Raw genomic sequence first — 21,591 nt, 5'->3', positions numbered from 1 at the left:
TTCCCCGCTTCGGCGGGGAAGGTTTCATCCCACGATTGGCCGGCTCGACACCATGCCGACCAAGGACCCGTCCGCACGGGCCGCCTTGCCGCCTGACAGCAGCGCAGGGACGATCCGAAAACGGGAGGAGCTCATGAGCACGCTAGCAACAAGCCAGATCAAGCTGACGCCGGAGCATGCACGGCCCCGCGCCACTGTGCGCTCGCGCCTGCAGGACGCCCTGCCGAAGATCGTGCTGGCGCCAAGCTTCGCCATAACGATCGTCTTCGTCTACGGCTTCATCCTGTGGACGATCTATTTGTCCTTCACCAATTCCAAGACCTTCCCGTCCTATGTCATCACCGGCTCGCGCGCCTATCAGCGGCTGTGGGGCTGGACCTTCGACACCGACCCGCCGTCGAGCTGGTACACGTCGATCACCAACATGGGCATTTTCGGCTTTCTCTACATCCTGATCTGCCTGGCGCTCGGCCTGTTCCTGGCCATCCTGCTCGACCAGAAGATTCGCGGCGAAGGCGTGCTGCGGCCGATCTACCTCTATCCCATGGCGCTGTCCTTCATCGTCACCGGCGTCGCCTGGAAATGGTTCCTCGATCCAGGACTCGGCCTCGAGCAGACCTTGCATCAATGGGGCTGGACGAGCTTCCACTTCGACTGGATCAAGAACAAGGATTTCGTCATCTACACGGTGGTCATCGCCGGTGTCTGGCAGGCCTCCGGCTTCATCATGGCGATGTTCCTGGCCGGCCTGCGCGGCATTGACGGCGAGATCATGAAGGCGGCGCAGATCGACGGCGCCACCACCTTCCAGCTCTACCGCCGCATCGTCATTCCGCTGCTCAGGCCAATCTTCCTGTCGGCCTTCATCGTGCTCGCCCACCTTGCCATCAAGTCCTATGACCTTGTCGTTGCGCTGACCTCAGGCGGCCCCGGCGGCTCGGCCTGGCTGCCGTCCAATTTCATGTACGAGTACACTTTCAAGCGCAACGAAATGGCTGTCGGCTCGGCCAGTGCCGTGATCATGCTGATGACCATCGTCGCCATCATCGTGCCCTATCTCTATTCGGAACTGCGGGAGAAGCCGCGATGAGCGCTGTCGCCACCCCTGCCCGCCAGGCCTCCAGCGGCATGAGCACCAAGACCCTCAACCGTGTCGTCATCTACGGGCTGCTGGCGCTGTTTGCGCTGTTCTACCTGATGCCGCTGTTCGTCATGCTGGTCACCTCATTCAAGACCATGGACGAGATCCAGAACGGCAACATGCTGGCGCTGCCCAAGGCCCCGACCTTCGATCCGTGGCTGAAGGCCTGGGGCGAGACCTGCGTCGGCCTCACCTGCGCCGGCATCAAGGGTTATTTCTGGAACTCCATCAAGATGGTGGTTCCGGCCGTGCTGATCTCGACCATGCTCGGGGCGCTCAATGGCTACGTGCTGACCAAATGGCGTTTTCGCGGCGCGACACTGGTGTTCGGGCTGATGCTGTTCGCCTGCTTCATCCCGTTCCAGTCGGTGCTGCTGCCGATGGCGACGATCCTGGGCAGCCTCGGCCGCTTCGGCGTCTCGCTGCAGAACTCGGTCGGCACCAGCTTCGGCCTCGGCAATCCGACGGTCAACCTGGTCTTCGTCCATGTCGTCTACGGCATCGGCTTCACCACTTTGTTCTTCCGCAACTATTACGAGGCCTTCCCGACCGAATTGATCAAGGCCGCACAGGTCGACGGCGCCTCCTTCTTCCAGATCTTCCGCCGCATCATGCTGCCGAACTCGATGCCGATCTTCGTCGTCACCGTCATCTACCAGTTCACCAACATCTGGAACGACTTCCTGTTCGCTTCCGCCTACGCCGGCACCGGCGACGCGATGCCGATGACGGTGGCGCTCAACAACGTCGTCAACACCTCGACCGGCGTCGTCGAATACAACGTCAACATGGCGGCCGCGATGATCGCGGCTCTGCCCACCCTGATCGTCTATGTCGTCGCCGGCCGCTATTTCGTGCGCGGGCTGATGGCGGGCGCGGTCAAAGGCTGACCACATTCAGAAGGAACGATCATGGCTTTTCTGGAAATTGATGGGCTGAAGAAGCGCTTCGGGAATGTTGAGATCCTGAAGGGCATCAATGTCGAACTCGAAAAGGGCGGCTTCCTGGTGCTGGTCGGCCCGTCAGGCTGCGGCAAGTCCACTTTGCTCAACACCATCGCCGGCCTGGAGCAGATCACGGAGGGCGAGATCCGTGTCGACGGCCGCGCCATCAACGATCTGCACCCTTCCAAGCGCGACATCGCCATGGTGTTCCAGAGCTATGCGCTCTACCCGAACATGACGGTGGCCGGGAACATCTCCTTCGGCATGGAAATGCGCGGCGTGCCCGCCGACGAGCGCCAGAAGGCGATCGACAAGGTGGCCAAGGTGCTGCAGATCGGCCATCTCCTGCAGCGCAAGCCAAGCCAGCTTTCGGGCGGCCAGCGCCAGCGCGTCGCCATGGGCCGGGCGCTGGTGCGCGACCCCAAACTGTTCCTGTTCGACGAGCCGCTGTCCAACCTCGACGCCAAGCTGCGCGTCGACATGCGCATCGAGATCAAGCGCCTCCACGCCACGACAGGCACAACCATCGTCTACGTCACCCACGACCAGATCGAGGCGATGACGCTGGCCACCAAGATCGCCGTGATGCGCGACGGCGAGGTGCAGCAATTCGGCACGCCGGCCGAAATCTACAACAACCCGAGCAACCTGTTCGTTGCCGACTTCATGGGTTCGCCGGCCATGAACCTGATCCCGGCGACCATCGCCACCTCGGGGAATGCGCTGTCCGTCGTGCTGCAGCGCGAGGCGCGCGAGCCGATCACGCTGCCGATGGCCAATGCGCCGGCCGGTCTCTCGGCATTCCAGGGCAAGCCGATCATCTTCGGCGTGCGGCCGGAAGCACTGACCGATCCGGAAGGCGCCGAGCGCAATGCCTCCAACATCGCCACCGCCGACCTGCACATCGAAGTCGTCGAACCGGCCGGCTCCGACACCTTCGCCGTCACCAATCTCGGCGGCAAGGGCGTGGTGGCGCGGCTGCGCGCCGACGCCAACATCCAGCCGGGCACCAACACGCCACTTGCCTTCAACCTGACCAAGGCGGTGTTCTTCGATCCGGCGACCGAGAACCGCATACGCTGATGTATGTCGCCCAAAAGTGGATCCGGTTTTGGGGCAACGACATGCATCAAAACAAAAACCTAAAGCGCGTCGGGACGCGATTTAGGCCATGACAAATCCAGACATCGTCATCATCGGCTCCGGCATCGGCGGCGCCACGATCGCCTCCGGTCTGGCCGGCAGCGGCGCCTCGATCCTGATGCTGGAGCGCGGCGAGCCCCTGCCCGCAACGCCGCATGCGCGCGACACGCGCTCCATCTTCGTCGACGGCCACTACCGGCCGAAGGAGATGTGGCGCGAAGCCGGCGGAGCCGCCTTCAATCCTGGCAATTACTATTATGTCGGCGGCAATTCGAAATTCTACGGGGCGGTGCTGATCCGCTACCGCAAGGAAGATTTCTCCGCCATGGAGCATTTCGGCGGAGTCTCTCCGGCATGGCCGTTTTCCTATGACGAGTTCGAGCCCTGGTATTCGAAGGCAGAGCAGCTCTTTCGCGTGCGCGGCACGCTGGGGGAAGACCCGACCGAGCCGTTCCACTCGATCCCCTACGCCTACAAGCCGGTGCCCGACGAAGCGCCGATCGCCCGCGCCCGCGCCGAACTCAAGGGGCTGGGCCTGCATCCGGCCTCGCTGCCGCTCGGCGTCGACATCGACACCTGGCTGAAAGGAGGCAGAACCGGCTGGGACGCTTTCCCAAACACCGGTCAGGGCAAGATGGACGCCCAGACGGCACCGCTCGCGGCAGCGTTGAAGGACAGCAACGTCCGGCTCGAGACCGGCTGCTATGTCGAATATCTCGAAGCGGCGCCCGATGCTAAAAACATCGCCGCCATTCATTACCGGCAGAATGGCGAGGCGAAGAAAGTCACGCCAAAACTGGTCATCCTGTCCGCCGGCGCGGTCAATTCCGCCGTCATCCTGCTGCGTTCGCCGTCAGCCAACAACGGCAAGGGCGGCAAGGGCCTTGCCAACCGCTCCGACCAGATCGGCCGCAATTTCATGAACCACAATTCCAGCGCCATGCTGGCCATCGACCCGCGCCGCAGAAACGATGCCGTCTACCAGAAGACGCTGATGCTGAACGACTACTATCTCTCGGACGGCAAGGGCGGCAAACCACTGGGCAATGTCCAGTTGCTCGGCAAGATCGACGGCAACATGCTGAAGGCCAATGTCAAGACGATGCCGAGATTCGCGCTCGATTACATGGCCGGCCACGCTGTCGACTGGTACCTGATGTGCGAGGACCTGCCGGATCCCGAAAGCCGCATCATGGTCGACGGCAACGACATCGTCATGCAATGGCGGCGCTCCAACATGCAGTCGCTTGACGGCCTGACCAGGGTGATGCGCGAAAACTTCCGCGCCTGCGGTTATCCCATCGTGCTCTCGCGCCCCTTCGACAAACGCACCCCCTCGCACCAGTGCGGCACGGTCAAGATGGGCGACGATCCGGCGACTTCACCGCTCGATCCGTTCTGCCGGTCGTTCGACCACCAGAACCTGTTCGTCGTCGACGCCAGTTTCCTGCCCAACTCGGCTGCCGTGAACCCGGCGCTGTCGATCGCAGCTCAGGCGCTGCGCGTGGCCGACCATATCCGCAAGTCGGACCTCGTGGCATGACCCGCCCGTCGGCCATCGTCACGGGCGGTGCGCGCGGCATCGGGCTAGCCTGCGTCGAGGCGCTGGCGGATTCAGGTTTCGACATTCTGGTCGCTGACCTCGCTGAACAAGCGCCGGACAGGCTTGCCGCCGACATCGCCGGGCGTGGTGGGAAGTTCGCCTACATCAAATGCGACATCGCAAACCTCAACGATCACCCTGTGTTGGTCGATGCCGCCATGCGCGCCTTCGGCCGCATAGATTGCCTTGTCAACAATGCCGGCGTCGGTGCCGTGGTACGCGGCGACCTGCTGGAGCTGAAACCGGAGAATTTCGACCGTACGCTCGGCATCAATCTGCGCGGCACGGTGTTCCTCAGCCAGGCGGTCGCCAAGGCGATGCTGGCCGCACCGGGCGATCACAAAAGATCGATCATCACCATCACCTCGGTCAGCGCTGACATGGCCTCGCCGGAACGCTCCGACTACTGCATCTCCAAGGCCGGCCTTTCCATGTGGGTGAAGAACCTGGCGCTCAGGCTTGCCCCGGAGAACATCGGCGTGTTCGAGCTGCGGCCGGGCATCATCCGCACCGACATGACGGCAGGCGTGAGCGCCAAATACGATGCCTTGATCGAGGCCGGGCTGGTGCCGGCCAAGCGCTGGGGCGAAGCAACCGACATCGGCGCGGTGGTGGCGACGCTTGCCGCCGGCAAGCTCGGCTTTTCGACCGGCTCGATCATCAATGTCGACGGCGCGCTCTCCGTGCCGCGATTGTAAGTGGAAACGACATGACCGATTACATCATCGTGGGCGCCGGCCCGGCCGGCTGCGTTCTGGCCAACCGGCTGAGCGAGGATCCGGCGAATTCGGTGCTGCTGCTCGAAGCCGGCGGCAAGGACTGGCATCCCTACATCCATATGCCGGCGGGCTTCGCCAAGATGACCAAGGGCATCGCGTCCTGGGGCTGGTCGACCGTGCCGCAGAAGAACATGAAGGACCGCGTCTTCTGGTACACGCAGGCCAAGGTGGTCGGCGGCGGCTCCTCCATCAACGCCCAGATCTACACGCGCGGCAACGCCCGCGACTACGACGCCTGGGAGAAGGAAGAGGGCCTCGCCGGCTGGGGCTATCGCGATGTGCTGCCCTACTTCAAACGCGCAGAGAACAACCAGCGCTACGCCAACGATTTCCATGGCGATCAGGGGCCGCTGGGCGTATCGAATCCGATCTCGCCGCTGCCGATCTGCGAGGCCTATTTCCGCGCCGGCCAGGAGATAGGTATTCCCTTCAATCCGGATTTCAACGGCGCCAGCCAGGAAGGCGTCGGCTATTACCAACTGACGCAGAAGGACGCCCGGCGCTCATCCGCTTCGGTCGCCTATCTCAAGCCGATCCGCGCGCGCAAGAACCTCACCGTCCGAACCGACGTGCTGGTGACCCGCATCGTTGTCGAGAAGGGCCGCGCCATTGGTGTAGAGGTCGTCGACCGCCCCGGTGGCGAGAAGAAAATCCTGCGCGCCGATCGCGAGGTGATTGTCTCGTCCGGCGCCATCGGCTCGCCGAAACTGTTGATGCAATCGGGCATCGGTCCGGCCGATCATCTGAAATCGGTCGGCGTCACGCCGGTGCACGACCTGCCCGGCGTCGGCTCCAACATGCAGGACCATCTCGATCTGTTCGTCATTGCCGAGTGCACCGGCGACCATACTTACGACAACTACGCCAAGCTGCACCGCACGGCCTGGGCTGGCCTGCAGTACCTGCTGCTCAAGAAGGGGCCGGTAGCCTCCAGCCTGTTCGAAACCGGTGGCTTCTGGTACGCCGATCCGACCGCCGCCTCGCCCGACATCCAGTTTCACCTGGGTCTCGGCTCCGGCATCGAGGCCGGCGTCGAGAAGCTGAACAATCCCGGTGTCACCTTGAACTCGGCTTTCCTGCGGCCGCGCTCGCGCGGCACGGTGCGGCTGAAGAGCGCCGACCCGGCCGACCATCCGCTGATCGACCCGAACTACTGGTCCGATCCCTACGATCGGGCCATGTCGCTCAAGGGGCTGCGGCTGGCGCGCGAGATCATGCGGCAGAAGGCGCTTGCCCCTTACGTGCTGCGCGAAGTGCTGCCCGGCCCGTCGCTGGCCAGCGATGACGAGCTGGTCGACTATGCCTGCCGCACCGCGAAGACCGATCACCATCCTGTCGGCACCTGCCGCATGGGCCACGATGACATGGCCGTGGTGACACCGGACCTGCGGCTGCGCGGTATCGAAGCCTTGCGCGTCTGCGACGCCTCGGTGATGCCGCGCGTGCCCTCCTCCAACACCAATGCACCCACGATCATGGTCGGCGAAAAGGGCGCCGACCTGATTCTCGGTCGCGAACCGCTACCGCCGGCGGTGTTTTCCGGAAACCGGGCTGCTTGAAAGGAAAGAAATGATCAGGCACTGTGTCTTCGTCAGGTTTCGCGATGATGTCCCCGACAGCGAGCGCGCGGCGATCCATGCCGACCTGGAAGCGTTGCGGCAGGTGATCGACGGCATGGACACCGTCCACTTCTGCGCCAATGTCAGCCCGGAGCCTTTCGGGCGCGGCTTCAATCATGGCTTCACCATCGATTTCCGCGATGCCGCCGCGCGCGACGCCTATCTCGTGCATGAAGCGCACCGGCGTGCCGGCGCGAGACTGGTCGCCGCACTTGAAGGCGGCACCGATGGATTGATGGTCTTCGATCTCGATCTTACGAAAAAGTGACCAGCGGCTCTTCGAAAGCCGGCTGATCGCTGTTCTCTTTTGCGAGCAGGGCGACATATCGTTCCTTTGGGGGGACCAAAGGAGGATGCCTTGAATCTCACTGCCGAGCAGAAGAAAACCGTTCTGGCCTCATTTCTGGGCTGGACGCTCGACGCTTTTGATTTCTTCCTTCTGACATTCCTGCTCACCGATATTGCAAGTGAATTCCACACGGATGTCCCGGCAGTCTCAAAGGCACTGTTCCTGACCTTGGCGACGCGCTTCATCGGCGCGTTCTTCTTTGGCATGCTCGCCGATAAATATGGGCGCAAACCCATGCTCATGCTCAACATCGTCAGCTATTCGGTGATCGGCGCGCTCGCCGCCTTCTCGCCCAATCTCGGTATTTTCCTGGCGCTGCGCGCTCTGTTCGGCATCGCCATGGGCGGCGAATGGGGGCTCGGCAGTTCGCTCGCCATGGAATCCATCCCTCCGAGTGCCCGCGGCATGGTCTCGGGCATCCTGCAATGCGGCTATCCGGCAGGCTACCTGCTGGCGGCGGTGGTCTACGGCCTGCTTTATCAGCAGACCATCGGCGGCTATACGATCGGCTGGCGCGCCATGTTCCTGCTCTCCTTCGTGCCGGCGCTCATCGTGCTCTTCATCCGCTCGCACGTGCCGGAATCGCCCGCTTTCGTCGAGGCGCGGAAATCGGTGAAGCCGGGGCTGCTGGAAACGCTGCGGAAGCACTGGGGCGTCGCGCTCTATGCCGTCGTCCTGATGATGTTCTTCAACTTCTTCAGCCACGGCACGCAGGATCTCTACCCGACCTTCCTGAAGAAGCAGCACGGCTTCGACCCGCACACGGTGAGCTGGATCACCATCGTCGCCAATCTCGGCGCCATTGTCGGCGGCCTGGCATTTGGCGCGCTGTCCGAGAAGATCGGCCGCGTCAACGCCATCACGCTGGCCTGCCTGATCGCCCTGCCGTCGATCCCGCTCTGGGCCTACAGCACCACGCCCTTCATGCTGGCCATCGGCGCCTTCGTCATGCAGGTCGCGGTCCAGGGCGCCTGGGGCGTCATCCCGGTGCATCTCAACGAGCTTTCGCCGGGCGCGGTCCGGGCGACCTTGCCCGGCTTCATCTATCAGGCCGGCAATCTTGCCGCCTCCTATGGCGGCCCGTACCAGGCGGGAATCGCCGAGGCGCCCGGCGGCAGCTATGGCTACGCGCTGGCGCTGTTCGCCGGCGTGGTCGCCGTCTGCATCATCGTCGTCATCCGCTTCAGCCCGGAACGACGCGGCCAGGTGATGACGGTGCTGGGTTGACGAGGGCTAGCTAGAGCAATTCCAGGAAAAGTGTGAGCGGTTTTCCGTCCGGAATTGCGTCAAAACAAGGAGTTAGAGTGGTTCGCCGTTTCCGTGAAACGGTGAATTGCTCTAGCCCAGTCTGAGGGCGATGACGCCGGCGACAATGCTGAGCGCGGCCGCGCCGCGCCAGCCCGTCATCTTCTCGCCGAGCGCGTAAACCGAGATCATCATGGCGAACAGGATCGAGGTCTCACGCAGCGACGCCACCGAGGCGATCGGCGCCTTGGTCATCGCCCACATCACGATCCAGTATGCCGCACCGCTGAGCACGCCGGTGAACAGCCCGGTCTTCCAGTCGCGCGCCAGGACGGGAAGCGCCTTGGGGCCACGAAAAATCAGGCACAGCACCAGCGCGCCAAAAGCATCGCAGACGAACAGCCAGGCGGCGTAGCTCTGCGCCGTTGCCGCCAGCCGCGCGCCGCTGCCGTCGGACAAGGTGTAGCTGGCGATGAAGACCGAGGTGCCGAAGGCGAAACCGACCGCGCGCAGATTGAGCTTCTCCAGATGCGCGCCGCCGCGAAACGACATCACCAGCGTGCCGGCCGACAAAAGCAGTATGCCGACAATGGCAAGCGGCGCGGGTACTTCGGCGACGACGAACATGCCGCCAATCGCGGCCAGCAAAGGGGCCGTGCCGCGCGCCAGCGGATAGGTCTGGGCGAAATCGCCCGCTTGGTAGGCGCCGATCAGGAAGGTGCGGTAGCCCATGTGGAAGATGACCGAGGCGATGATGTAGGGCCACACCTCGGCCTTCGGCACTTCGACGAAGGGGAGCACCACGAGTGCGGCGGCGCCCATGCCAAGCGTCATCAGCGTGATCGACAGGAAGCGGTCGAGATGGACCTTGACCAGCGCGTTCCAGATCGCGTGCATGGCGGCGGCGGCAAGCACCGCGAAGAAGACGAAAAGCGTCATTTCAGGCTTATCGACCTCCCAAGCCGAAGGGCGTCTCGAGATCGACATCGATCCAGACCGGGAAGTGGTCGGACGCCACCTCGCCTATGTCGGATCCCACCGAGCGCACCCGTCCGGCGAACACCCCGCCGACGAAACAATGGTCGAGCCGGCGCTTTGCCAATCTGCCGTCGATGATCTTCTCATGCGTGTGGAAATCGGCGGCCGGTTCGCCGGCGACGGAAGCCGCATCGACGAAGCCGTTGAGATAGGCGGCACCGCGATGATAGGGCGTGCTGCCGACGATGCGGCGGTATTCGTCGCTGCCCGGCTCCATGTTGAAATCGCCCATCCAGATCGCCGCCAACGGATTTTCGGGCTCGGCCTCGCCGCTGGTCCAGTTTCGCGAAGGTTCATCGTCAGTGCCGCTCCACGGCCCGCCGTCGGACGGCGCGCGGCGATGCTCGGCCAGCAGATAGTCGATCTGTTCAAGCCGCTCTTCCGCGGCGATATGGGCGAGATGCAGGGAAAACACCCGCACCGGACCGGCGGGCGTGCGGATCATGCATTCGAGTGCCGCGTTGCGGGTGTTGAGCGGCCGCAGCGTCCGGCGCATCGGCAGCGCATGCAGCCGAGACCAGACGATCGGCAGCCTTGACAGCACCATGGTGCCGAATTGCCGGCGCCGGTTGATCAGGCGGCCGTCGCGCCGCTCGCTCGCATCCATGTCGAAGGCCGGCCCGTAAACCCAGTGATAGTCGGGCAGCAGGCGCGACAGCAGTTCCGGCTGGTCGTCGAAATTGCTGCGCTGCCAGTGGCGTTCAACCTCCTGAAGCGCAATGATGTCGGCGCCCTCGACGACCCGCGCCGCGCGCGAAAGATCGTAGCGTCCGTCGCCGCCGAACCCGTACTGGATGTTGTAGCTGACCAGCTTCATTGCTTATCCGGCTCACTTTCGGCGATGGCAGTAGCGGTTCGGTGGATCGGTTGCAATGTGCAGGAGAATGGCAGCGGCTTGGGCCAGAAGCCTCCCCTGCCCCTGCTGTGCGATCATGCACCGATTCCGGATCGCTTCGGTATTCTCCGCGCGCCGGAAAACGCCGCGAGGCGTCTCCTGCCAACGCCCCGGGGGTCAGGTCCGGCGGTGGACCGTCCTAATCCGTCGTCAGCGGCTGGAACCGGCCCGCAGGCGACGCCGCCAACTCCGCCCAGTCGATCTCTTCCTCCAGCCGATGATAGGCCTCGTCGCCGATCGTGCCGTTGCGGCGCAACTCCTCCAGCGTGTCGCGCTGGCGATTGATGGCGTAGAGGCGCAACCGGTCGTATTCGGTTGCCGCCTGTGCGTCCTCCGGGTTTTCGGCGATAACACGCTGGGCCTCGTACTGCTCGCGCACGACAGCCGCGGCCGCCGAATTCTTGCGGCTCAACACGTCGAGTGCCGCCTGCATGATCGCGACGCGAGCCTGGGCCACCTCGCGGTCTATCGTGGTATCCCGTTCGAAGTTGAGTATCCGCAGCAGGGGTTTCAGGCTCATGCCCTGCAGCACCAGCGTGCCCAGGACCACAGCGAAGGCGGCAAGCACGATCGGATCGCGGCCGGGAAAACCCGCCGGCAGGGCAATGGCCACCACCAGCGTCACAAGCCCGCGCATGCCGCACCAGCCGACGAGCACCGCGCCGCGATACGTCGGCACGTCCCGCCTCCGGTCTTCGCCGCCGAAGCGGGCGAACCACCGGATGATCGCAACGTAACTCGCCACCCAGACGAGACGTGCCACAATGACGACAACCAGCACCGTCGCGGCAAAGAGAAAGGCTTCACCCTGCCCTTGGCCGGAGAGCCGGCCGACGATCGAACGTGCCTGCAGACCCATCAGCACGAAAGCCAGCACGTTGAGCACGAACACCGCCGACTCCCAGACCGAATAGGTGCTGACGCGGCGTCTCGCCGACATGCGGCGCGGCGCCCGGCGCGCGATGGTGATGGCGTAGACGACGATGGTGATGATGGCGGAAAGACCGAGCCTGTCGGCCAGGATCCACACGCCGAATGTGCCGGCAAACTGCACCACGGTGCTGCTCGCCGCATCCTCGATGCGGGTGAGCGTCAGCAGCGAGAAGCGACCAAGCACATATCCCGCGACCAGGCTGCCAATGGTCGACAGCAAGATCGTCGGAATGGCGTTGCTCAGCATGATCGAGCCGAGCGCCGACGAAACGGCCAGCCGGTAGATCAGGAGGGCCGTGGCATCGTTGAGCAGGCTCTCGCCCTGCAGGATGGCGGTGATGCGGTGCGGCACCTTGAATTGCCCCAGTACCGCGGATGCCGCCACCGCGTCCGGCGGCGCGACGATGGCGCCGAGCGCGATCGCCGCCGCTATTGGCAGGCCGGCCATCTTCCAGCCGACGAAGGCGACGACGACAGTGGTGAAGACAACGGCGCCAAGCGCCAGCAGCACCAGCGACAGCCTGTAGCGCTTCAGGTCGCGCAGCGAGGTGTCATAGGCGGCATCGAGAAGCACCGGCGCGATGAACAGCGCAAGCGCCAGCTCCGGATCGATCTCGATCATTGGCGCACCGGGCACGAAGGCGATCGCAACCCCGGCCAGGGCCAGCAGCGATGGATAGGGTATCTCCAGCCGCCGCGACAGCGCCGTCAGCGCGACGGCAGTCAAAAGCAGGACAAGCGTCAGTTCGAAAAGAGCCATGAGCGGTACTTCCGTGAGACGGGATTGCCGGCGCGGATATGCCTGCAGGATGCGGTGGATTGGCCATCAAACTCAAGCCCTCTGGCAGTAGGCGTCAAACCACCTCCCGCTTAAAAGACCGGTATGATCCTCATCGGCCAATATGACTCGCCCTTCGTGCGCCGTGTCGGCATCGCGCTGACCATGTATGGCATCTCCTTCGAGCACCGTCCCTGGTCGGCCTTCGGCGATGCCGAGAAGATCCGTCCCTACAATCCGCTGACGCGCGTGCCGACCTTGGTGCTGGACAATGGCGAGGTGCTGATCGAAAGCCATTTGATACTCGACTATCTCGACAGCCTTGTTCCGGCCGATCGCAGGATGTTTCCGGTGAGCGAGCCCAAGCGTCATCAGGCGCTGAAGGTCTCAGCCCTGGCCACCGGGCTCGGCGACAAGGCAGTCAGCCTGTTTTACGAGAAGCGGCTGCACGAGAAACTCTCCGAGCTCTGGGTCGGGCGCTGCCGCACGCAGATAGAGGCGGTGCTCGCCGTGCTGGAGGCCGAGCGGGCCGAACGTCCGACAGCGTATTGGTTCGGCGACCATATCGGTCATGCCGATATCGCGGTCGCCGCGGTGCTGCGTTTTATCGGCGAGGCGCATCCGGGACTGGTGTCGCTGGCCGATTTCCCCGCCCTCGGCGCACACGCCAAGCGTATGGAGGCCTTGGCTGCCTTTCAGGAGATATCGCAGCCGTTCATTGCGCCGGCTTGAGGTCCGCGCTCAACGGCATTTTCAATGAAGGACCAGCATATCCCCCGACGAGAACGAAATCTCGGCCTTTTCGCCAACGGCGGGCGGCGGTGTGGCCGGACTGTTGAACGTATCGAGCGACACCGTGTTGCCGCCAATGCCGACACGAACCCGGATCACCGAGCCGAGGAAGTGCACTTCGGAAATTTCGCCGGACAGGCTGGAATCGCGGCCGGGCTGGCGGCCGAGCGAAATCGCTTCCGGCCGCAGCGCCAGCGACAGCGTGTCGCCGGACTTCGAGCCGTTGAGCTTGCCCTTGAGCGAGACTTCCTGCGTGTTGACCTGAACCGTGCCGGCCGCGGCGTCGGTGACCTTGCCTTCGAGCACGTTGAGCGTGCCGACAAAATTGGCGACGAACTTGGTCGCCGGCCGGTTGTAAATCTCGAACGGCGTGCCCACCTGCTCGGCCTTGCCGCCATACATGACGGCGATGCGGTCGGAGATCGACAGCGCCTCTTCCTGGTCATGGGTGACGAAGATGGTGGTGATGCCGAGCTTCTTCTGGATGGAGCGTATTTCCTCGCGCAGCGACACGCGCACCTTGGCGTCCAGCGCCGACAGCGGCTCGTCGAGCAAAAGCAGCTTCGGTTTCGGCGCGATCGCGCGCGCCAGCGCGATGCGCTGCTGCTGGCCGCCTGAGAGCTGGTAGGGATAGCGGTCGGCCATCTGCGGCAGCTTGATCATGTCGAGCATCTCGGCGACGCGCTTGTCGGCATCGGCCTTCGACATGCCGGCGACCTTCAGCCCGAAAGCGATGTTCTGTGCCACGGTCAGGTTCGGGAACAGCGCGTAGGCCTGGAACACCATGCCGACATTGCGCTGGTTGGGCTTCAGGCGCGTAATGTCCTTGCCGGCCACGACGATCTTGCCGGCCGACGGCTCCTCGAAGCCGGCGACCATGCGCAGCACCGTTGTCTTGCCGCAGCCGGACGGTCCAAGGAACGAGACGAATTCGCCCGGCTCGACATCGAGGCTGAAATCCTGGACCACGGTGTTGGAACCGTAGGACTTTCGCACATGCTGGATGGACAGAAATGGCTCGGCCATGGCTTTTTCTCTCAGGTCAGTTCGGTCGGTTCGCCGATTTCGGCGCGAAGCGGGACAGGATCTGGATGAGCGACATGCAGCCCCAGGTAATGGCGAAAGCGATGATGGCAAGAGCCGCGGGCTCATAAGCACGGTTGGCGCCGATATTCTGCAGATAGGGGCCAAAGGCCGGGCGGTTGAGCAGGCTCGCCATGGTGAACTCGCCGATGACGATGGCAAAGGTGAGGAAGGCGCCCGACAGCACGGCAATCAGAACATTGGGCAGGATGACACGGCCAATGATCGTGCCCCAGCCGGCACCCAGGATCTGGGCCGCTTCCGTCAGCGTGCGCACATCGATGGTGCGCAGGCCGGTGTCGACGGCGCGGTACATGTAAGGCAGCGACAGCGTTGCATAACCGATGACCAGCAGGGCGTTCGCACCCATATTGCTTCCCAGGAACGGCAGCGGCGAATTCGAGCCGTACATCCTGATATAGCCGAAAACGATGACGATGGCCGGAATGACCAGCGGCAGCAAGGTGATGAATTCGACGATCGGCCTGAGCTGCGGCAGACGCAGCCGGATCCAATAGGCCGCCGGCACCACGATCAGCACTCCGAGTATGATGGTGAAGATGGCCGCGATCACCGAATACAGGAAGGTCGACTGGAAGCGCGCGTCGCCGAGCACGATCCGATAGGCGTCGAAGGAATGAACGCCGCGGCGCATGCGCAACGAGAACTCGACCGTCGCCATCAGCGGTATGAAGAAATAAGCCGCGCCGACAATGAAGATGACCCAGGCCCAGAACTTACCCGACTTCATTTGAGCCACCTTTCGGAGCGAGTCCGGAACCAGATGTAGAAGACGTTGGCCAAGCCCGTGATGACGATCATGCCGAAGGCGATGGCATAGCCAAGCTGCGGATTGTGCAGCACGTCACCATTGATCTGCGAATAGAGCTTGATGGGAACGATGTTGAGCGCCGGACCGGCAAAGGCGTAAGCCGTGGCGATGGCGCCGAACGCATTGGCGAACAGGAGGATGACGGTGCCGAGGAAACTCGGCCATATCACCGGAATGACCACCATGCGCCAATACTGCGACTGCGTGGCGCCAAGCGTGGCCGCCGCCTCGCCCCATTCCTTCTTCAATCCGTCGATGGCCGGCACGATGATGACCACCATCAGCGGGATCTGGAAGAACAGATAGACCGCGATCAGGCCCGAAGTGGTGAGGAAATTGAAGCCCATCGCATAGATATTGATATTGAGGACGTCACGCAAAAGCGTGGTGACGATGCCGACGCGGCCAAGCGTTGCCAGGAACGCGAACGCCAGCGGCAAGCCGGCAAAATTGGAGGCGACACCCGAAAAAGTCAGGGTTGCGGAGCGCGTCCAGCCTGGCAGGCCGCCACGCACGATGGCGATGGCTATTGCGAGGCCGGCAAAGGCGCCGATGATGGCCGACCAGAAACTGATCTTGATCGAAACCCAATAGGAGGCGCTGATCGACGGGTCGGTGACCAGCTGCAGGATGTTGTCCAGGGTGAAGGAGCCGTCACCGCGTTGAAACGCGCCCAGCACGAGATAAAGCGTGGGCAGGATCAAGAACATCAGGGCAAAGATGAAGAAGGGCGCCACGCCGATCCATTGCGTCGGCAGGCGGAAGGCGGTCGCCTCGTTCGGCGGCGCGGGCTTGGTGGCGAGTGCCTGATTTGAAAGCGTAAGATCGGTCATGCGCCGGCTACCGTCTTCGAGGGAAAACCGGGCGGCCTCGCGGCCGCCCGGTGGATTTCAAGTCTTACTTCACGTTGGCGCCGACAACGGCGTCCCAGTTCTTGCTGATCGCTTCCTTGGCCTTGCCCTGCTCGTCGAGCGTCGGGAACGCGGCCGAGGCATAGGATTCCGCCGGCGGCAGCTTGGCCAGCACGTCCGCGGGGATCTTGCCGTTCTTGGCGAGATCGTTGAAGCGGATCGGGTGGCAATAGCCCTTCAGCCAGCCGATCTGGCCTTCGTCGGAATAGAGGTATTCCATCCACAGCTTGGCTGCGTTCGGATGCGGCGCATAGGCGCTGATCGCCTGCACATAGACGCCGGCGACCACACCGGTCTTCGGCACGATGACGTCGACGGGCGGGTTGCCCTTCAGCGTATCGCGGCCGGCGAGCGCATTGTAGTCCCAGTTGATCAGGATCGGGGTCTGGCCCTGGGCGAGCGTTGCCGGCTTGCCGACGACCGGAACGAAATTGCCGGCGGCGTTGAGCTTCTTGAAGAAGTCGAGGCCGGCGGTGCCGGCGGCTTCACCAGCAGCCGCGCCACCGGAAAGGCCGGCGGCGTAGACGGCCTGGATGGCCTGGTTGGAAGCGCGCGGATCACCGGCAAGCGCGACCGAATTGGCGAATTCCGGCTTCAGGAGATCGGCCCAGTCCTTGGGCGATTCCTTGACCAGGTCCTTGTTCACCATGAACGAGAGAACGCCATAATAGTCACCGTACCAGGCGCCATCGGCATCCTTGGCGCTGTCCGGGATCGAGTCCCAGGTCGACACCTTGTAAGGCATCAGCAGGCCGTCGGCCTTGGCGGTCGGGCCGAAGGACAGGCCAACGTCGATGACGTCGGGTGCCTGCGGGCCCTTGTTGTCCTTGTTGGCCTTGATAGCCTCGACCTCGTCGCCGGAGCCGGCATCGGGGTTGAGTTCGTTGATGGTGATTTCCGGATACTTCGCCTTGAAGCCGGCGATGACGTCGCCGTAGCCGCACCAGTCATGCGGCAGCGCGATGGTGGTGAGTTGGCCCTCGGCCTTCGCCGCCTTGACGAGATCGTCCAGCGAAGCCGCGGACGAAATCACCGACGACACCATAAGGGTCGCGGCCGAAAGGGAAAGCACCTTCCCCGTGAATTTGAACATGTGTTCTCTCCGTTGAACTGACGCTGTTGAACGCCTGCGATGCGGTATCGTTTTCATGTGACAGCCAGATGAAAGCTTTGTGAAACCCTTGGCCGGCAGCAGAAAAAGTTAACTCTTTTTAACCGACTGTAGCAATTAGCCGTCACTTATTTTTCCGGCTAAACACTTTCTGCCTTGCATTTCATCCTTTCCCCCTTGGTTCGCCCTGATTTTCCAGATCAATTTTCTGGCAGTCATACGCCGTCAGATCGTGCCGGCGATAGCGTTTTCCAGCAGCGTCAGCGCCGCCTTCTTGGTGAGCTTGACCGGGTTGCCGCCGGCCGTGGGATCGACCACCGCCATGTCCGCGATCAGCGCCTTGCGTTTCTTGTCCATGTCGAGCCCCTTGATCAGGCCCGGAAGCGCGTGCGGCACCTTCAACTCCTTGCGCAGCTTGATGATGGCCTTGGCAAAGCCATCGAAGCCTCCCTTGATGCCGCAATAGGCGGCGAGCCGGGCAATACGCTCCTCGATGGAGTCGCGATTGAAGGCGAGCACATAGGGCATGAACACGGCATTGGTCATGCCGTGATGGGTATCGTAGAGCGCGCCGACTGGATGCGACAGCGAGTGGATGGCGCCCAGCCCCTTCTGGAAAGCGGTGGCGCCCATGGCGGCCGCGCTCATCATATGGGCGCGCGCGACGAGGTCCTTGCCGTTGGCGAAGGCCTTCGGCAGGTTCTCGAACACCAGGCGAATGCCCTCCACAGCGATGCCATCGGCCATCGGATGGTAGCCCGGCGCACAATAGGCCTCGAGGCAGTGGGCAAGCGCATCCATGCCGGTGCCGGCGGTGATGAAGCCAGGCATGCCAACCGACAGCTCCGGATCGGCGATCACGATCGCCGGCAGCAGCTTCGGATGGAAGATGACCTTCTTGGTGTGCGTCTCCTCATTGGTGATGACGCCGGCGCGGCCGACCTCCGATCCGGTACCAGCCGTGGTCGGAACCGCGATGATCGGAGCGATGGCGTCGGAGTTGGCGCGCGTCCACCAGTCGCCGACATCCTCGAAATCCCACACCGGCCGCGTCTGGCCCGCCTGGAAGGCGATCAGCTTGCCGAGATCGAGCGCCGAGCCGCCGCCGAAGGCGATGACGCCATCATGCTTGCCCTTCTTGAACACGGCAATGCCGGCGGTGAGGTTGGACTCGACCGGGTTCGGTCTCACCTCCGAGAAGACGCCGTAGGGCACCTTGGCATCGTCGAGAATCTTCAGCGTCGAGGCGACGACCGGCAGTTTCGCCAGGCCCGGATCAGTGACGAAGAGCGGCCGCTTGATGCCGGTGGCCGCCAGGACCTCCGGCAATTCCTTGATGCGCCCGGCGCCGAAGCGGACGGTGGTGGGGTAGTTCCATTTGGAGATCAGCTTGGACATTGCTTGTCTTTCGAAAAATCAGATGGCTTCGCGCAGGTGGAAGGATTTCGGCCGGGTCAGATTATCGTAACCGATGGCTGACAGTGCCGCACCCTTGCCGGTGTCCTTGACGCCGGTCCAGACCAGGGCCGGATCGAGATAGTCGCAGCGGTTCATGAACACCGTGCCGGTCTCGACGCGGTTGCCGATCGCCACCGCATGCTCGGTATCCCTGGTCCAGATCGAGGCCGTCAGCCCATAGGGGCTGTCGTTCATCAGCGCGATCGCCTCCTCGTCGTTGCGCACCTTCATGATGCCGACGATCGGGCCAAAGCTCTCCTCGCGCATGACGCTCATCTGATGGTCGACGTGGGTCAGCACCTCCGGCGCCAGATAGGGCGAGCCCGCCCTGTCGTTAGCCACCTTCATGTTGATGTGCGCCTTGGCGCCCTTGCGCAACGCCTCTGCCTTCTGCTCGCGGATCAGGTCGGCGAAGCGCGCCTGCGCCATCGGCCCCATAGTCGTGGCCTGCTCCAGTGGATTGCCGACGACGTAGTTCCTGGTCTCGGCGATGAAGCCCTCGACGAACTCGTCATAGACCTTCTCGTGCACATAGACGCGCTCGATGCCGCAGCAGCACTGGCCGGAATTGTAGAAGGCGCCGTCGACCAGGTTGGCGACAGCATGATCCATTTTGGCGTCGGGCAGCACATAGGCCGGATCCTTGCCGCCAAGCTCGAGGCCGAGCGTCATGAAGGTGCCCGCCGCCGCCTTTTCGATGGCGCGGCCGCCGCCGACCGAACCGGTGAAATTGACATGGTCGATCTTGCCAGAACCAAGCAGCTTTTCGGTCTGGGCGTGGTTGAGCACGATGTTCTGGAACACGCCCTTGGGCAGGCCGGCCTTGTCGAAGGCCTGCTGAAAGCGCTCGCCGACTAGCAGCGTCTGCGCCGCATGCTTGAGGATGACGGCGTTGCCTGCCATCAGCGCCGGCACGATCGTGTTGACGGCGGTCAGATAGGGATAGTTCCAGGGCGCGATCACCATGACCAAGCCGAGCGGATCCTTCTTCACATAACGCCGAAAGCCGTCCTTCGGGTTGGATGCCGGCACGGATTTCAGCGCCGCCTCGGCGATCTCGACCATGTAATTGGTGCGTTCCTTGACACCGCCGAACTCGCCGCCATAGCGCACCGGACGCCCCATCTGCCAGGCGATCTCGGGCACGATCTCGTCGGTCATCGCGACCAGCGCTTCGAGCATCGCCAGCATGTACTTGCCGCGCTCGACGATCGGCGTTTCGGCCCATTTCTCCTGCGCCGCCTTGGCGCGCTCGACAGCGGCATTGATCGCCTGGTCCGTTGCCACGGGCCGCTCGGCATAGATCGAGCCGTCAATGGGGGTAATGAGTTTGACCGTTTCGGTCATTTTGCAAGTCCTCGTACTTTTACAACAATCGAAAATCACACGGTTTGGCGCTACCCTCATCCTCCGCATCTTCTCCCGTGGAAAGGAGAAGGGAAGCGCTCCGACGGTGGCGCCCTTCCCATTCTCGCCGGGAAAGGGTGGGGGCAGCGCCGACGTTGGCTGCTACCCTAGTACCGCTCGAACCCTCTGTGCAGTTCCCAATCCGTAATGCGGCGGTCGTATTCGAACTGCTCCCATTTTGCCGTGTGGACATAATGTTCGAGCACGTCCTCGCCGAGCGCCTGCTTCAGCATCTTCGACTTCGCCAGCGTCTCGGTCGCATCGCGCAACGTCTTCGGGATCTCCGGCAGGCGAGATGCCTGATAGGCATCGCCGACGAAAGGCTTCTGCAACTCCAGCTTCTCATCGATGCCGGCAAGGCCGGCGGCGATCAGCGCGGCGAAGGCGAGATAGGGGTTGAGGTCGGCGCCGCCGATGCGGCACTCCATGCGGATGCCCTTGGTGCCCTCGCCGCACAGGCGGAAGCCGGCGGTGCGGTTGTCCTCGCTCCACATGATCTTGGTCGGCGCGAAGGTGCCGGCCTGGAAACGCTTGTAGGAGTTGATGTAGGGCGCCAGGAACCAGGTGAATTCCTTGGCGTATTTCAGTTGCCCTGCCGCCCATTGCTGGCCGAGCGTCGACAGCGTCCAGTCGGCCTTCTTGTCGAAGAACAGCGGCGTCTTGCCGTCGGCGCTCCACAGCGAATTGTGGATGTGGCTGGAATTGCCGGCGAGCCCGTAATTGTACTTGGACATGAACGAGATCGCCTTGCCTTCGGACTCGGCGATCTCCTTGGCGCCGTTCTTCAGGATGACGTGCCGGTCGGCCATGTCGAGCGCTTCGGCGTAGCGCACATTGATCTCTTCCTGGCCCGGGCCCCATTCGCCCTTGGAGTTCTCGATCGGGATACCGGCCGCTTCCATCTCGTTGCGAAGCCGGCGCATGACACCTTCTTCCTTGGTGGTGATGCCGATCTGGTAGTCACCGATATAGGGCGAAGCGGTATCAAGGCCCTGCCAGTGCTTCTTGCGTGCGGAATCGTAGGTCTCGTTGAACAGATAGAATTCGAGTTCGGAAGCGAAGTAGCCGATGTAGCCGCGCTCCTGCAGCCGCTTGACCTGCTTCTTCAGGATCGCGCGCGGCGAATGCGGCAGGTCGTCATGGGTGTGGTGGTCAAGCACGTCACAGATCACCAGCGCGGTCTTTTCCAGCCAGGGAATGCGCCGCAGCGTGGCAAGGTCCGGCTTCATGACGAAATCGCCATAGCCCTTCGACCAGCTCGCCGCCTTGTAGCCGGGCACCGGCTCCATATCGATGTCGGCGGCCAGGAGATAGTTGCAGCCATGCGTTTCGTCATGCGCGGAATCGACGAAGTACTGCGCCAGGAACCGTTTTCCCGCCAGCCGGCCCTGCATGTCGACGATGCAGGCCAGAACCGTGTCGATCTCGCCGCTGGAGACCGCTTTCTTCAACTGATCGAACGAGAAATTTCCGGCCATTCCTTCGGCACTCCAGTGCTTGGTCATTGAAAGGGATAAACGAAACCATGGC

The 21,591-nt window shown here is 63.1% G+C and carries 19 protein-coding genes; 9 read left to right on the top strand and 10 right to left on the bottom strand.

Going from position 1 to position 21,591, the window contains the following annotated elements:
• Positions 1-133: 133 nt before the first annotated feature.
• The 8 genes from EB230_RS10125 to EB230_RS10090 all read left to right on the top strand — a co-directional run bounded on the left by EB230_RS10125 (position 134) and on the right by EB230_RS10090 (position 8,805).
• A complete protein-coding gene (locus EB230_RS10125) occupies positions 134-1,090 on the top strand; it encodes a sugar ABC transporter permease (protein ID WP_056577574.1) in 957 nt (318 codons plus the stop codon).
• Positions 1,087-2,031 carry a carbohydrate ABC transporter permease gene (locus EB230_RS10120; RefSeq protein ID WP_056577577.1) on the top strand — a complete coding sequence of 315 codons (945 nt, stop codon included), beginning with the start codon at positions 1,087-1,089 and terminating at the stop codon, positions 2,029-2,031. Before EB230_RS10125 ends, EB230_RS10120 begins: the two co-directional genes overlap by 4 nt.
• A 21-nt stretch (positions 2,032-2,052) precedes the next feature.
• Entirely contained in the window at positions 2,053-3,168 is a 1,116-nt protein-coding gene (locus tag EB230_RS10115) for an ABC transporter ATP-binding protein (RefSeq protein ID WP_056577580.1), read from the top strand.
• An 88-nt stretch (positions 3,169-3,256) separates the two neighbouring features.
• Positions 3,257-4,771 carry a GMC family oxidoreductase gene (locus tag EB230_RS10110; RefSeq protein WP_056577583.1) on the top strand — a complete coding sequence of 505 codons (1,515 nt, stop codon included), beginning with the start codon at positions 3,257-3,259 and terminating at the stop codon, positions 4,769-4,771.
• The gene (locus EB230_RS10105; protein WP_056577586.1) at positions 4,768-5,529 is read left to right on the top strand and encodes a 3-ketoacyl-ACP reductase; all 762 of its coding nucleotides are present in this window, start codon (positions 4,768-4,770) and stop codon (positions 5,527-5,529) included. The genes EB230_RS10110 and EB230_RS10105 overlap by 4 nt, the downstream gene beginning before the upstream one ends.
• An 11-nt stretch (positions 5,530-5,540) precedes the next feature.
• On the top strand, positions 5,541-7,169 hold the full coding sequence (locus EB230_RS10100; protein WP_056577588.1) for a choline dehydrogenase: 1,629 nt from the start codon (positions 5,541-5,543) through the stop codon (positions 7,167-7,169).
• 10 nt (positions 7,170-7,179) lie between these two features.
• A complete protein-coding gene (locus EB230_RS10095; RefSeq protein ID WP_056577595.1) occupies positions 7,180-7,497 on the top strand; it encodes a Dabb family protein in 318 nt (105 codons plus the stop codon).
• 90 nt (positions 7,498-7,587) lie between these two features.
• The gene (locus tag EB230_RS10090; protein ID WP_056577599.1) at positions 7,588-8,805 is read left to right on the top strand and encodes an MFS transporter; all 1,218 of its coding nucleotides are present in this window, start codon (positions 7,588-7,590) and stop codon (positions 8,803-8,805) included.
• A gap of 111 nt (positions 8,806-8,916) precedes the next feature.
• On the opposite strand, the gene EB230_RS10085 is transcribed toward EB230_RS10090, so the two are convergent.
• From EB230_RS10085 to EB230_RS10075, 3 genes are all read right to left on the bottom strand, one after another.
• The gene (locus tag EB230_RS10085; RefSeq protein ID WP_056577602.1) at positions 8,917-9,762 is read right to left on the bottom strand and encodes an EamA family transporter; all 846 of its coding nucleotides are present in this window, start codon (positions 9,760-9,762) and stop codon (positions 8,917-8,919) included.
• A gap of 7 nt (positions 9,763-9,769) precedes the next feature.
• Complete coding sequence (locus EB230_RS10080) at positions 9,770-10,678, bottom strand: endonuclease/exonuclease/phosphatase family protein (protein WP_172372210.1); 909 nt, start codon at positions 10,676-10,678, stop codon at positions 9,770-9,772.
• Between the two features lie 217 nt (positions 10,679-10,895).
• Positions 10,896-12,449, bottom strand: a complete 1,554-nt coding sequence (locus tag EB230_RS10075; protein ID WP_056577606.1) for a sodium:proton antiporter — start codon at positions 12,447-12,449, stop codon at positions 10,896-10,898.
• A 123-nt stretch (positions 12,450-12,572) separates the two neighbouring features.
• Here EB230_RS10075 and EB230_RS10070 point away from each other — a divergent pair, with 123 nt between their 5' ends.
• Entirely contained in the window at positions 12,573-13,199 is a 627-nt protein-coding gene (locus tag EB230_RS10070) for a glutathione S-transferase family protein (RefSeq protein ID WP_056577608.1), read from the top strand.
• Positions 13,200-13,220: 21 nt separating this feature from the next.
• Here EB230_RS10070 and EB230_RS10065 read toward each other — a convergent pair whose 3' ends face one another.
• The 7 genes from EB230_RS10065 to EB230_RS10035 all read right to left on the bottom strand — a co-directional run bounded on the left by EB230_RS10065 (position 13,221) and on the right by EB230_RS10035 (position 21,539).
• Positions 13,221-14,285, bottom strand: a complete 1,065-nt coding sequence (locus tag EB230_RS10065) for an ABC transporter ATP-binding protein (protein ID WP_056577610.1) — start codon at positions 14,283-14,285, stop codon at positions 13,221-13,223.
• 16 nt (positions 14,286-14,301) lie between these two features.
• Entirely contained in the window at positions 14,302-15,093 is a 792-nt protein-coding gene (locus EB230_RS10060; RefSeq protein ID WP_056577612.1) for an ABC transporter permease, read from the bottom strand.
• Complete coding sequence (locus tag EB230_RS10055; protein ID WP_244494148.1) at positions 15,090-15,884, bottom strand: ABC transporter permease subunit; 795 nt, start codon at positions 15,882-15,884, stop codon at positions 15,090-15,092. Before EB230_RS10055 ends, EB230_RS10060 begins: the two co-directional genes overlap by 4 nt.
• Positions 15,885-16,071: 187 nt before the next feature.
• On the bottom strand, positions 16,072-17,178 hold the full coding sequence (locus tag EB230_RS10050) for an ABC transporter substrate-binding protein (RefSeq protein WP_056577620.1): 1,107 nt from the start codon (positions 17,176-17,178) through the stop codon (positions 16,072-16,074).
• 243 nt (positions 17,179-17,421) lie between these two features.
• Positions 17,422-18,594: an iron-containing alcohol dehydrogenase gene (locus EB230_RS10045; RefSeq protein WP_056577625.1), complete on the bottom strand. Its 1,173-nt coding sequence runs from the start codon at positions 18,592-18,594 to the stop codon at positions 17,422-17,424.
• A gap of 18 nt (positions 18,595-18,612) precedes the next feature.
• A complete protein-coding gene (locus EB230_RS10040; RefSeq protein ID WP_056577627.1) occupies positions 18,613-20,001 on the bottom strand; it encodes an aldehyde dehydrogenase family protein in 1,389 nt (462 codons plus the stop codon).
• A gap of 167 nt (positions 20,002-20,168) precedes the next feature.
• Positions 20,169-21,539 (bottom strand): glutamine synthetase family protein, encoded by a 1,371-nt coding sequence (locus EB230_RS10035; RefSeq protein ID WP_056577936.1) that lies wholly within the window; start codon positions 21,537-21,539, stop codon positions 20,169-20,171.
• Positions 21,540-21,591 lie beyond the last annotated feature (52 nt).

The organism is Mesorhizobium sp. NZP2234 (genome assembly GCF_013170765.1).
Classification (GTDB): Bacteria; Pseudomonadota; Alphaproteobacteria; order Rhizobiales; family Rhizobiaceae; genus Mesorhizobium; species Mesorhizobium loti_D.
The sequence above is the reverse complement of the archived record's forward strand: the minus strand, read 5'-3'. Positions and strand labels throughout refer to the sequence as shown.